General features: G+C 46.9%; 10 protein-coding genes. 4 read left to right on the top strand and 6 right to left on the bottom strand.

Translation table 11 applies throughout. The annotated features are described in order from the left end of the window. Positions 1–69 precede the first annotated feature (69 nt). From AAAA73_RS14645 to AAAA73_RS14630, 4 genes are all read right to left on the bottom strand, one after another. Positions 70–2901 carry a hypothetical protein gene (locus tag AAAA73_RS14645; RefSeq protein ID WP_340599218.1) on the bottom strand — a complete coding sequence of 944 codons (2832 nt, stop codon included), beginning with the start codon at positions 2899–2901 and terminating at the stop codon, positions 70–72. 101 nt (positions 2902–3002) lie between these two features. Continuing rightward, positions 3003–3746: a bestrophin-like domain gene (locus tag AAAA73_RS14640; protein WP_340599217.1), complete on the bottom strand. Its 744-nt coding sequence runs from the start codon at positions 3744–3746 to the stop codon at positions 3003–3005. A gap of 85 nt (positions 3747–3831) precedes the next feature. Continuing rightward, positions 3832–5073: a hypothetical protein gene (locus AAAA73_RS14635; RefSeq protein WP_340599216.1), complete on the bottom strand. Its 1242-nt coding sequence runs from the start codon at positions 5071–5073 to the stop codon at positions 3832–3834. Between the two features lie 115 nt (positions 5074–5188). Further along, the gene (locus AAAA73_RS14630; protein WP_340599215.1) at positions 5189–5569 is read right to left on the bottom strand and encodes an EF-hand domain-containing protein; all 381 of its coding nucleotides are present in this window, start codon (positions 5567–5569) and stop codon (positions 5189–5191) included. Positions 5570–5752: 183 nt separating this feature from the next. Between AAAA73_RS14630 and AAAA73_RS14625 the strand changes: the two genes are divergently transcribed. Continuing rightward, the gene (locus tag AAAA73_RS14625) at positions 5753–5875 is read left to right on the top strand and encodes a hypothetical protein (protein ID WP_340599214.1); all 123 of its coding nucleotides are present in this window, start codon (positions 5753–5755) and stop codon (positions 5873–5875) included. 25 nt (positions 5876–5900) lie between these two features. Here AAAA73_RS14625 and AAAA73_RS14620 read toward each other — a convergent pair whose 3' ends face one another. Beyond that, positions 5901–6098, bottom strand: a complete 198-nt coding sequence (locus tag AAAA73_RS14620; RefSeq protein ID WP_340599213.1) for a hypothetical protein — start codon at positions 6096–6098, stop codon at positions 5901–5903. Between the two features lie 213 nt (positions 6099–6311). On the opposite strand from AAAA73_RS14620, the gene AAAA73_RS14615 reads away from it, so the two are divergent. Further along, positions 6312–11105 (top strand): hypothetical protein, encoded by a 4794-nt coding sequence (locus tag AAAA73_RS14615; RefSeq protein WP_340599212.1) that lies wholly within the window; start codon positions 6312–6314, stop codon positions 11103–11105. A gap of 68 nt (positions 11106–11173) precedes the next feature. Here the strand turns inward: AAAA73_RS14615 and AAAA73_RS14610 are convergent, their stop codons facing one another. Then, positions 11174–12028: a polysaccharide deacetylase family protein gene (locus tag AAAA73_RS14610; RefSeq protein WP_340599211.1), complete on the bottom strand. Its 855-nt coding sequence runs from the start codon at positions 12026–12028 to the stop codon at positions 11174–11176. Positions 12029–12187: 159 nt separating this feature from the next. On the opposite strand from AAAA73_RS14610, the gene AAAA73_RS14605 reads away from it, so the two are divergent. Both AAAA73_RS14605 and AAAA73_RS14600 read left to right on the top strand, forming a co-directional pair. After that, a complete protein-coding gene (locus tag AAAA73_RS14605; RefSeq protein WP_340599210.1) occupies positions 12188–12889 on the top strand; it encodes an RluA family pseudouridine synthase in 702 nt (233 codons plus the stop codon). A gap of 214 nt (positions 12890–13103) precedes the next feature. Continuing rightward, positions 13104–13853 carry a transposase gene (locus tag AAAA73_RS14600; RefSeq protein WP_340599209.1) on the top strand — a complete coding sequence of 250 codons (750 nt, stop codon included), beginning with the start codon at positions 13104–13106 and terminating at the stop codon, positions 13851–13853. Position 13854 lies beyond the last annotated feature (1 nt).

Raw genomic sequence — 13854 nt, 5'->3', positions numbered from 1 at the left:
CTTTATTATCGGTGGGCCCTGCCTGCGACGAAAGATGTAAAGTCGCAGGCACTCATATGACAAATAACACTAGAACGGATGCTTGCCCAATACCAGGTTACCGGTTGAAAAGCCAAAGAAAGGCTCCACGCGTGTTTCCTCGTCCAGCATTCTTTGCACGACACGAACCCCCAGAACTGTCGGAACAATTCTGAACAGTTTGGTTTCAAAATGCAATTCCCCACCGTAACTGTTCAAAGGAGTGTAATAAACCTGAGAACTGGTCTCCGTCGAGTCAAAGAACAAATTAGCGTAAACGCGATTTACGTAAATCCAGTTCGGCACATTCCAATCGGGATAAGCAATTGGGAAGACATAGTTCGCAGAAATCTTTTTATATTCGGCCACGTCTTTATAGCTGTAACCTCTGGAGAACGCATAACCCAGTGTGCTTGCGCCCGGCAGGAAACGATAAGCGGACTGTGAGTCGTTTTGATTTTGATGACTGTATGTGAATTGCAATCCATCGTTTGTAAACACACCTGGCGTTTGAACCACAGCTTCATCGAACGAACGATAACCGGAATAGCGGGAATCTGATGGCTGTTCCGCATTGTCATATCTGATAGAGTAACTTAACAACCACGGTGCAATCAGGGATCTTGGTTTTTGATCCTGGCCCCAGCTCATCGCCAGCTGCGCGCCGGATTTATAGAAGTAATTGCTTCCTGCGACTTCCACCTCGTCAAATTTATAATTTTGCGCATCAGTATACTGCCCGTCACCAGACAACATGACATTAAATGTATAGATCCCTTTTCTTTTTGTGTAAGGAACATACATCGTGATCCCGGCATTACCCTCTTCCCATTCGCTGATGTCATTTGAATCGATATCAGTAATTTTACGATTGCGATCCTCTGCATTCAGCACGAATAAAGGGTAGAACTTTTTAATCGCAAAGCCCAGACCGGCGTAGCTTTGGCCTTCCTGCGCATCAGATCCGATATTAGCACCCAGACTCAATGTTCTTAGGTAGTTGTCTGAACTAAAACCAAGGTTGAAACCTTTGTCATACATAAAACCCCAGGAATTCGGGATCAGCAGACGCTTGTCGAAGTCACCATATTCCTCAGACTGATACTTTTCTGCATTCTGAGTGTGAAGCTGAGTCAGCTCCGGGAATTTCTGAATTGGAAACTTGTTGTAGTTATCAGAGGCATTGTCGCCAAGGTATTTAAAATCAATCAGTTCTGCAGCTGCAAAGGATTTACAAGCTGTCAGCGATTCTTTTTTTACCGTTGAGCCGTAAGTATCCATCTCGCTGTAGTACAGACTTTCACCATCGGACGAGGGAGTATAAGCTCCGAGCTTGGACTCCGTACAACGGCTGACTCCGGAACTATTCATCAGGAAAATATCTGTCGCGCCTTTATACTGTGCTTCGAACAGAATATTCATTTTGTTATCAACGTACAGACCATTCACCAAATTGCGTGAAGGCGGCATCAATACCTTGCTCACTTTGTGGGACTTTAGATCCAATGTGGCAATTGATTTTTCGCCCGTTTTCGAAGTCATGATCAATACTGCAGTGTCATTATCCAGGTATTGCGCTTCAGTGACCTTGCCTTCAGGCAACGTGAAACTTTGCAGCTTCTTACCGCTTAAATCGAACTCTGAAATTCTCCAGGATTGATCCAGGTTAAATTCAATTGCGATAACTTTGCTTTCATCAGCATTTAGCTTTGGATTATAGATTCGATGACCTTTTGCCAGAATCTCCTTATCCCCCGATTGCAAATCAATCATAGCCACATCCGTCGTGCCTTTATGACCATAACGGACATCCGGAATAAACTCTGCATAGACTGCTTTGCTTTTTCCGAAGTAGATTGAACTTACTTCCTTGGAAAAAGGAATCTTCGCCACAACTTCTGTCTGACCTTTGGATTCCTTGATGATCTCTGTATGAGTGTCCAAAGTCTGGCGGACATAGTAAAGATGGTCGCCGGATTTTACCGGATTAATACGATCACGATACTCTTCATGTGCAAACTGTGCCGGCGCATCTTTAGCCCATTTTTTTCTAAGATCGGCTATAGTTTCATTATAGAAGGATTCAAAATCCTGGCCGGTCACACGTTCAAAGCTGGAATACAGACGGAACGGATTTGGAAACTTGGCAACGTCGTAGATCACGTCACGCCAAACGTTCTCGCCAAACTTTTGAGTCGCATAGGAAATCAATGCATAACCATAAACATACTGATTAGGAACCTTGGTTGTATAAGTCCCATTCAGAAACTGATCGTAAGTTGGAATATTATCGCTTAAGACCAAAGCCTTCATGCGCGCGATAAAACGCGGGGAACGTCCCCGGCCGGAATCAGTGTACTTTGTCTCGGTCCATACCGCATCACCCTCGAAATACCAAGATGGCAGAGATAAGAAAGCAGCCAGCTGCTCACCACCATCACCCATGATGTAGTACAACCCTTTGACGGTTCTTTGGTTGAAATAATCAAACTGGTTTACGTGGCGATACTCGTGGATAGACAAAGTTTGAAACCATTCGGAAGCACCGATAGCCGGGAAATACAAATTGGAAGCAAACCACTCACTGCGACGCGGCCCCAGGGTCACGAAGCCATTGGCCTGGTCTGATTCGGCACGAATGATCAACGAAAACTGCTTCGGCTTTTGAATGCCATAGGTTTGACCTACAACTTTGGAATAGTGCTCAACCAAGTTTGCCACATAAACAGACTCTGCTTGAAAGATATCAGGATAAATAACCTGAACCACATCGTTTGAAATCGTCCGCCATTTTAACGACGGCGCGTCCTGCTGCAAATCCAAGCTTTGCGCCTGAGCAGAAAGCCCCAGACCCAATACAGCCAATGCTAAAAAACTCTTCATTAAAATCCCCTTTTAAATGACAAGGAATTTTAAATGGATTTCTATTTGATTTGCATCAGCTTTGACAATTGGCACATGGTGACATCACTCTATAACTGGTTCTATTTGGATATCTGCTGCTTCAATTGCAACAAGCTGGATTGGTTGACATGCACAACTCCACGGCGGGGACGATCCAGATCTTCGATAAGCGCAATAACCAACGCAAACAAAACCGCCAGCGCCAGAATGCCGACATGAGAACCTCCACCATTGGCGCCATTCATATATCCCAGAAAAAAGGTGCCTGTGATCGCAACACAAATGATCATAAAGTAAATCAATCCGGGAACGGTGTTTCTTAAAATGAAATCCCAGCTTGCGCTCAGGTCGATGGTTTCATTCAGAGACGTCACAAAAGAACCCGTCAGAACATTTGTTTCCAAACGAGAAGCCGCCACCGTTTCCCCCCAAATCAAACCTTGAATGCGTTCGGTCTCCTGTGCGACTGCGTTTTTCTCCGCCTCATCAGGAAACTTCTGCAGAATCCTAAGCCGTACATCGACATATTCTTTGAGATATTTCTTAATGTTCTTTGAGTGGGGGTCTCGCAAAAAATCAGCCCGCAAATATGTCGTGCCAATGGCATTGGCTTCCGCCAAAACCAGTTTTTGGCGATTTTCAAATCGATTTACTGACATGGAAAACGTGAATCCAAGAATCAAAGCCAACAAGCCCAAAATCGAAGTGGGAATCATTGATGAGTTTGAATCTGGAACCCCAAATCGTTTGCCGAATTTATAGCCGACAAATGCCGCCACCAAAAGCAAACCGACCACCCAGGCAATCGTAACCCACAAGTTCATCTCATACACAGCCTTACCTCACTGGGGTTGATTGTAGCCAATCCCCTGGGCTGTGACTGTGTGGAATCAATCTATCTGACAAAAATCAAAAGATCGATTTCAGGTGTTCCTTGAAGACCGGCAACGAATAGAAACCGCAATGTCCACCAAATGGTAACACCAGCGCACGCTTGCCAAATTGCTTTTGCATCCAAGCAATATCTGCCGGCTTTGAGAAAAGGTCATCCACTGTGGTCACCATGTAGATACGCTCGTTGGAGCGAATAACATCGGCCATGCCAAAGATGCTGGCCTCGTGGTTCAGTTGCTCCACCGTGTAGTCAGCACCATGCGTGCGCTTCAAGGTCGGCAGCAGGAAAAGATTCATGTATTGGGCAAACGAATACTTCGAAATTTCCGCATTGCGGGCATTACGTTTGTATTTGGTCGCTGGAACTTTCAAAATACCCAAATCAGAAACCTGCTGAGTCGAGAAAATAATCCCACCCAGGCTGTCATGAAATTCGTTTCCAATCAAATAGGACAACTCAAGATCAGTGAAGCGCTCTTGTTTAAAGATCTGATCCATCTGCATGGGATCACGCAAACTAACCTTGCCACTGGTGACCGCGCCGGTCACACGTTGCACTTTGAAGTTCACGTTTTGTCTTTGTTGCGGAGTCATCTGCTTTTTCACATCAGCCAGTGCATCCAGTCTTTCCACTGCATACAACAAATTCGCCGGTGGATTAATAATCAGAATTCTTTGGAAATCAAAAGCGCGCACCTTTTGATCGATTTCACCGATGAACAAACTTTGCAAACCACCCAAAGAGTAGCCCAGCAAAGAATAACTTTGTGGTTGAATTCCATGGTCCGCTTTCAAAGTCTTGGCAACCTTCTTAAAAGCCACGTAAAGGTCAGCTGCGTCCCGGGGAGTATAGCCGGGCAAACCGCTTTTACTGCCCGCAACAGCGAATCTCCATGAAAATGGATTGTCGACGGTCACCACGTGGTAACCTTGTTTAAATAGTTGCTCTGCAATTAACAATACACCCGCAGATTCAGAAGTTCCGCCCGTTCCTGGGATCAGGAAGACCAACGGAGCTTTTTCGTCTGCGCGCAATCTGAAGCTATAGTTGAAATCAACAGCTCGCTCCATCAATGGAACTGACTTACGGGATGGAAGCAACGTCACCTGACCACGCTGAAAGGACGAAGCGCTTTCGGCAGTCACCAAAGTTGAAGTGATAGTTGCAGCAAATGGATTTTTCAAAAAGTCAGGGATCTGAGCAGCGAAAGAACCAACAGAAATCAACGAAACCAAAACGAACGAAACTAAAGACATAACATTTCCTAAACAGGGCCCGAAGCCAGCTCTGTCTTAGAAAAGAATGATTAAATAAGCAAGACTTTGATAATTAGGGAGCGAAAGCACCTCAAAGAGCGGTTTCAAATTGGCACTACGGTAGCAGCGCCTCGTGAAATTCCTTATAAGAAATGTCACCTTTTCCGTCTTTATTGACCCGGTCAAACTCTCCATCCAGGCGGTTATAGAGCTCATCAATCGTGATGTACTTATCCTGATTCACGTCCGCTCCTTCACAAATTCGTTCGGCGAGGATCGCCGGGCACAATTTTTTGGCTGACAGCTTCCCCGTATCTCCGGCATCGATTTGACTGAAACGCCCTTGGAAATACATTTTGAACTCATTGCGAGAGATAGACTTGGAGCTATCTAGGTCGGCGGTCTTAATGGAATTGATAATGTATCGGTCGGAAGGGGCCTTGGTACTGCAAGCGGCAAACAATAGCACAACTGCCACAGAAACGATCAACTTCACGGGAGGACTCCATTTGCATTTAATTTGGTTCTGAACATTAACTTTTTCGTGGAACCAGCCGATAGTATAGGCGCAAAGGCTCTAACTGTACGTTTTTTCAGGAGTTGATGTATCAAAAAGAGACGAACTAACGACATCATCGTCGTACTCATATTAATCTGCGCCGTAGGCTTTATCTTTTTCATGAAGGACATAGTCGCCAAAGACCGTTGTCAGGAACGCCGGGGTTGCTGGGACGAGGTTGAAAACACCTGCCGCAAAGACGAACCCGACGCCCAATATCTTTGCTCACGTAAAGCGGAGTAGTTATTCCTCATTATGATTATGGTAGTTAGTGGTAGTGACCACCACTCCATGATGGAGGATCGCTTGCGGGAAAAGAATCATCATCCATCGCATCCAAATCATATGGGGTCGATCGGTCAGAATTTGGAGTCACTTTCTTCTTTTCCTCAAACAGGAATTTTCGTGTTACCACAGCCGCAGTTACAGCTAGCAGTGATACCAATACGACATTTCTCACACTCATATTCAACTCCTCCGATCTGATTAGAAATATAAATTAAAAATCGCAATTTGAAATCGTACGGTGTCTCAAAACAAATTTCCAAATTATGATTTGAAGTCACTTATCAAAGTTTCTTAACGATTCTCTCTGTCCTTTGCTCAGGTTCGGCCGATAAGTCTAAGTATGCACGTTTGGAATCTGGTAGTTTTATTCAGGAATTCGGTACTACAGATATTGAAATATCTGAGCGTACTCATATATCTGATGCTTACTGCCTGCAGTATCGAACTTAACATCTGGCAAGACTCAACTTCCGTCCTATCCGGAAAGGTCTTCATGCCAGGTATCACTTCGGCGGCACCTTGCCCGGCTGGCGATCGTATAATCAGCCTGCATAGTTTGAATTCAGATGGCTCAGTGAATGAAACCGCACTGGCTACGACCACTATGGATTATTCTTTTGCCTTTAGCTTCCCGGGTATTGCGCCACCTTCAGTGAGTGACAAATACATCCTGAAAGCCGACACCTGCGGCAAGAAACTTTCGCGACCCGTGACAGGGCTCGGTGATCAGGACATCACCTATGCTTCAAGTTTGGTGGGCCTTATTCCCTACGTTCAACTACCGGGCATCAGATCCCTGCAGTCCTTAAGTAACGAACAAATTGAAGCGTTGATTTCCACCGTGACCGCAGTTCCTGCTGTGGATACTTCCGAATCCTTGTCCGAAGTGTACGACAACCTGATTGCCGTCGGCGGAACGACACAGCGAAATCAATTGGTGGCAATTCTAAATTTGAATGACATCTCAGACTTTGTGGCGTTGGTACCACCTTCAATAAATACACTGACAGCACCGGCCAACTACAACGAAATGAGTGCCGCAACTCACTCCGTTACGGTGTCGCACTGGTATGGCAGCTATACACCCGCCTACGAGTGGATTCTAAATGGCAACTCTGATGGCACCCTGGCTTCTTACTCTTTTACTCCGGGAAAAAATACTCAAGGCGCAAACACACTGGTTTTAAAAGTCGGAACGGATGATGGTGGTGGCGCCATTGATGCGGGTTACGCAGTTCTTGAGCACCCTATCTATATTAGTATACTCAATTCATTCCCAGCCCTTTCACCAGCCGTGACTTTATCCACGCCTGCCGTGACAAACTCGACCGCAGTCACTTTGGTTCTTAACACCGGCGCGGCCCTCGTCAACTGTGATACTTTTTCGACCTTCGCGATTTCAGAAAGTGCCACTTCAGCTGGAGTGTCCTCCGCGGCTTTCTCTGGAACTTGCAGCACCAACACTTCTCAAAGTGCCAACTATACATTGTCATTGGGTGACGGCAGTAAAACTGTTTATCTTTGGACCAAGGATGCGGCAGGAAATATTTCTTCACTTGCGACTTCCGTGAATGTCACTTTGGATATGACACCTCCAACGTTGAGTCTATCCGGGGTCCCGGCGATTTCAGGCGGCGCCATGAGTTTGACGTTCTCCGCATCCGATGCAACTTCAGGAGTTGCCGAATTAACTCTTCAGTACTCAGCTGACAATGTCACTTACACTGATGTTGCGACACTGACCGCGGCCGCATCCCCTTATACCGGGTACACGCCATCAGCTTCCGGATATTTGCGCCTTTACGGAGAGGACGCCGCTGGAAATTTTGCAACGACCACACCAGCAGCCTTCACCTACGACAACACTCCCCCAGCTGCACCATCAGTGACATTGACCACTGCTGCTATCACCAACAATCCTGTTGTTGGTTTTTCTGTCGCGAACTGCACCGATACGGCAATGATACTTGTCACCGAAGCCGTGGGTTCTCCTGCTGTTGGCAGTTCGGACTGGGTGGCCTGCGCCACGCCACTGGTTTATAACTTTACGATCACTGGTGAAGGCACACACACCCTTCGCGTCTGGGCCAAAGACTCTGCTGGAAATATTTCCGCAACCGCAGGAACCACTTCGGTCATTCTGGATGTCACCCCACCGGTCATGGCGTGGATTGCGCCGACCACGGATTTACGAGTCAACAGAACTGAGACCGTTACTTGGAGAGTCAGTGATATTCACACCTCCGCCTCCCAGAATACACTGTTGGAATTCAGCTCCGATGCTGGCGTGACCTGGTCAGCACTTTCCACGCAGGCCATGCCTGCAACCAGTGCCAGCAATTATAATTTTAACTACTCTTGGTCGACGCCTTTGGTTTTAACCACGGCCAAACTGCGCGCAACGACCACCGATTCAGCGGGCAACCAAACAAGTATTATCAAGGATCTGATTATCGAGTCGCAAAGACCGCTCATCACGTCTTTCTCTTTGGCTGATGGGGCCGCTATCGTCAGTATTACTTCCGTAAATGCCATGCTGACAGTCACGCCTTCAACCTCAGTCACGTCATGGATGCGCTTTGGAACCACGCAATTCGATCCAGACGTCGATAACGGAGTTGGCTGGGTGCCATACTCTGCAACCGGCATGAGTTACGTTCTTAGTTCCTCTCCGGGTAATCAGGTGGTTTGGAGCCAGATTAAAAACAATGCAGGTATCATGTCGATAAGTGTCTCTGATAACATCAGCCTGGAGCTGGGTACGCCTCCCACTATCAGAGTCACTTCGCCTTCGGGTTCGGGTATTTATCTTCCAGCCCAAATCATGCCGATCACCTGGAATTGCACAAGTACAGACGCGCAAATTGATCTGGCCAGCAGTCCTATTTCCAGTATCCAATATACAATCGATGACGGTCTTAGCTATTTCAAAATCACCGACAGTACACAGACTGCGTTGGCGGCTTCAGGAACTTACAACTGGACAATTCCTGCGACCACGCCGCGTGGTCAGACAATTTCAGGCACCACTCCGATTCGCGTTCTGGTCGCCTGCAAAACTGAAGGCGGCGTTATCACGACGGCCCTGTCTGCAATTCAAAACTCAAGCTGGCAAATCTTAGTGGGGGACCCGGGTAATCTGGAATACGGGGTTCACATCAGTGCCGCTGATATTTCCAGCTCCAACGGTGTCTTTGCCGATGGGAATTCGAACTTGTATTATGGTTCCCGTCTGCGCCACGCTATCATGAAAATGGATCGCCAGACCGGTATCGTCAGCGAATGGCTGGGCGACAGAAGTATGGAAGGTTGTCCAACCAGCACCGTGGCCCAATTCAATCTTCCCAGAATTATTGATATAACCAACGGCGAAATGACGATCGTATCCGGTCCTTGCAGCACCATCACCCGGGTTAAAATCAGCGATAAAAGTATTGTCTGGAATCGCGTCGTGCCCGAGCTCAACGGAAATGACAGTGGTCAGATCTCCAATCCGGTTTACGATGCCTATTTGAAATCCGGGTACTATTACTTCCCTTCCTATTACTCGACGACAGTGCGTGTAAAAGCGTACTACGAGATCGATCTGAACAACGTATCCAGCGTTCCAAAACTGATTATCGGTAACACGCCTGATTGCGTGTCCACCACACCAAGCATCGGCGATGTCGGCGACGCTATCGGGCTTAAGTGCTTGATGGAATACAACGGTTGGATTTCCGTACTTCCGGATCGCAGCCGCGTTTACATCTATCATCGTACTTCAGTATCCGCGACTGATCGCTTCAGCATGGACTACAATTCCGGCACTGGCAAATGGGTGGTTTCCTCTGCCTCGGCAGCCGTTTCAAATCCCTGCTCGCGTGTGGTGTACCTTGGCAGCGACACTTCCAAGTATTTCTGTATGCTTAACGTGCGCAGCGGTAATCGCGTGGCGTTTGTTGATACGGCAACAGGAAACTATGGCGGTTCTTATGTGGAATTGCCCGCATTTAAAATCACAGAATTTCAAGCCACCATGGGAGGCTCTGAAAACTCGGTCTACGTTGTTTCCCGCGATACGAATGAACTTTTTGAGATTAAATACAATACGGCATGGTCAGCCAATAAGATTGGCGGAACACCATTCCTGACTTACGGTAATGGCTCGGATCCATCCATGGTGGCATTCACCTCTATCGCTGGTATTGCCTATGATTCCACCAACAAGTACCTATACACTCGCGGTATTCGCCATTTGCGCCGTATGAAAGTGGACACCACCACAACTCCTGGCACTCCGTTCATTTCACAAATCGACACGTCCTATCCGTCCATTCTTAGTTCATTATTGAACACCTATGGTTCTTTGGAGCTAAGTAACGATGGCAGTAAAATCCTGATGAACACCGGCTCGACTGGTGGTTACAAATGGGAGGGCGTGAATCTGTCGCCTGCGTTGTGGCCAGATGCCACAGATGCAGATCTTAACAGCACGATCAACATGCACACCGGGTTGTCTGGCACTGTGCCAACTCTGGGAACATCCTTTAATCGCGGATCAAATCTTATTTGGGACTGGGGCTCCACGGCCACCTACATGGCTGACACAAATTTCTATTTCGTGGGCTATAGCAATAACACGTACACTTCAAATTTGGCGATCTACCGCTCACTGGCTTCAACCTCAACAAACTCTATCGTGGCCATTGCTGGCAAAACGGGAGCCGTGGGTGCCACATCATTCACCAATGGCGCCGATGCTTTGGGTGTGGGATTTGCCCGAATTTTTGGTATGCAGGAAGACTCCACTGGTGAGCTTCTGGTGTTTGATGAGGGCCGCGTGCTGCAAGTGACTGCCAAAACGAGCCCGGCCTCCCCGAAGATTCATCTGGTGCATGACCTGACCACATTTACGAATTATCCGACTGGCAAAACCTGGATTGATGCGGTTCATGACAATGCCACGGGCTGGAGTTACTTCCTGGCGAACGATGCCACGAATGAAGTCACTGAAGTGTATGCCGCTCACGATGTACAAAAGATCTTTTTACCGATCTCCACCTCAGGGTTGGATTTACCAGGGGTGAAACCCGGGAATCGCGGCAAGGCTTTCTATTTGAAAATCACGCCACTGGGACTGTTGATGCAAGACGCTTACAAGCGCCGCATCCTTGCAACTCCCCTGTTGGCCACCCCGCCATAGAATTCGGGCATAAAAAAAGGAGGACTTTTGGTCCTCCTTTAAGTTTCCCACCGTCTTATTGAAGCGAATTAGTATTCGTTCAATTTCGGAAATAAATTTGTATCAGCAAGATCCACAAAACGATAGCCCTGTTTTTCAAGCATTGTCATCATGCGGTCCAGGCTGTTTGCCGTATTCGCATGAATATCATGCATCAACAACACGCCACCGTTAGTTTGGGCCACCACGTGGTTCACATAACCCGCGTAATCCGCACGCAAGCTTGCTGGCGCCTGGCACGTTTTGTTGGAGGAATCAGAGACACGGCCTGTGTTCGCAAAAGCCCAGTCACACGTATCTATGTTCCAGCCTACGATATTATAACCAATTGAGTTTGCATATTCGTTCGCAGAACACGTGGAGTTCCCATACGGGTAACGAAGATAGTTTGGCGTAACGAACTGGCGAAGTGCTTTGTCAGTTTGATAGATTTGGTTTTTCGCATCAACCACTGACAATGTATGAAAGTTAGGATGATTCCAGGAGTGATTTGCAATGTGATGACCTTCGTTCAAAATACGACGAATCAAGGTCTCGTTGCCCGCGATTTTACCACCCAACACGAAGAACGTGGCTTTCGCACCGTGCTTTTTCAGAGTATCCAAAATAATCGGAGTGGTTTTAGGATTTGGACCATCATCAAAAGTCAAAGCGATGGTGCCTCTGGTGACTTTATCAGGAACTCTGATACCGTATTTGCAGGCATTAAAGTTATCCCACATACCCATTTCAATGCGTCTTTGTACGGATTCCTTTTCCTGAAGCTGGATCAATTCCTGGTCTGAAGGAACCGGGCCCAATAGAGCCGTCACTTCGTCATTAGTTTGCGCGAATGCTGAATTGAAGGAAAGTACTGCAAAAGACAGAGCCAATAAACGCTTCATGGAGCCTCCAAGCTTTATGGGCGCATATTAGAGGATCCCCTCGAAAAACTCAAAAAAACCAGCCCCTGTCCAAAGTTTGATCATCCCTTTTTACAAGGGCCACAACTATTTGCCCAAAGGATCTACACTTCAGGGCGCAGACCTGTTAACAATGAGTTCATGTCGACATCAAAAAAGATCCCTAAGAAATACCAACCCAAAGGTTTTGAAATTCTCCACGATGATTTGGATATTATCGTGGGCAACAAATCACCCGGTATTTTGACGGTTGCCGCAAAATGGGAGCGCGAAAACACAGTCCACGGCCTGCTGAACCAGTATGTGCGCAAGGGTAATCCCCGCTCCACCAAAGTGGTTCACGTGGTTCATCGCCTGGATCAGGCGACATCCGGTGTTTTGATTTTTGCAAAGACCGAAGAGGTCATGAACAAACTTAAAGACAACTGGAAATCTTTTAACAAAACCTACTACACGATTGTGCATGGCAAACTGGATAAAAAATCCGGCACCATTCAAAGTTATTTGAGTGAGGACGAAGACTACGTCGTTCACTCCAGCCAGAATTCTGATGACGGCAAACTTGCCATCACGGAATATACGGTTCTGAAAGAGGCCGACAAATTCAGCCTTTTAAAAATCAATCTTCTGACCGGAAAAAAGAATCAAATTCGCGTGCACATGGCAGGACTGGGTCATGCAGTTGTGGGCGACACCAAGTACGGCAAACCCCAATCCCCGTTTAAAAATCTATTCCTGCACTCTGCAGAACTTGAATTCAATCACCCGCACAGCGGTAAAAGAATAAGCTTCAAAGCCCGAGTGCCGGCTTACTTTAAAAATCTGATCGAATTTGAATATTAGAATTCCAAAAACTGGCCCCTCATGATGTGGCAACCTCCAGCCAACTCGAGGGGCACAATAGTTGCGATTGCCCCTTGGCATGAAGACAAAATGCCCATATTGCCACCTACAAAGAGATCAAACTGACGCATCTCGGACAATTCGTAAACTTGGAACGTACTATAGAAGATCCGATGGCCAACGGCTCACCAGACTCTGGTGTTTTAGATGCAAAATGAGCTTTTCCGCAGCGACGACAAGTCGCTTAAAATCCCAAAAGAAACGTCACTTAAATAAAGATGTTCGTAAACTTATGACCGGACTTGTAAGTCAGCGTGAGGCTGCCAGGATACTGGGAATAAATCGAAAAACAGTGGTACGGAAATTTCGTTTCCTGGCAGAGACGGCAAAGTCCGAACTGCATGAAGAAAATAAACAACTTCCTCCGGCAGTTGAGGTTGAATTCGATGACTTGGAAACATTTGAACACACCAAATACAAACCGCTCTCAGTAACTTTGATGGTGGAGTTCAAGACGAGAAGGATATTGGGGTTTGAAGTTGCACAGATGCCAGCCAAAGGGAAACTGGCAGTTCCCGCTAGAAAGAAATACGGATATCGACCGGACCACCGTGGTCAAGCTAGGAAAAAATTGTTCTCAAATATGACCGAACTGGTTCATCCGAATGCGCTTATCAGATCTGATTCAAACCCAACCTATCCATCTGATGTGAAAAGGTACTTTCCGCAGGCAAAGCACGTTACGGTTTTGGGTGGGCGCGGAGCCGTCGTAGGACAGGGTGAACTTAAAAAGCTGAAATGGGATCCGATCTTTTCGTTGAATCACACTTGTGCAATGTTGCGGGCGAATATCAATCGATTGATCAGAAAAACTTGGTGTACAACGAAAAAGCCCAGCGAGCTGGCTGGGCATATTGCGTTGTATGCTTTGGAGCATAACAGGCGGCTGGCCGCCACACTTTGAG

It is taken from the genome of Bdellovibrio sp. GT3, assembly GCF_037996765.1.
Classification (GTDB): Bacteria; Bdellovibrionota; Bdellovibrionia; order Bdellovibrionales; family Bdellovibrionaceae; genus Bdellovibrio.
Note: the sequence above shows the minus strand (reverse complement) of the source record. Positions and strands in the feature narration are given on the sequence as shown.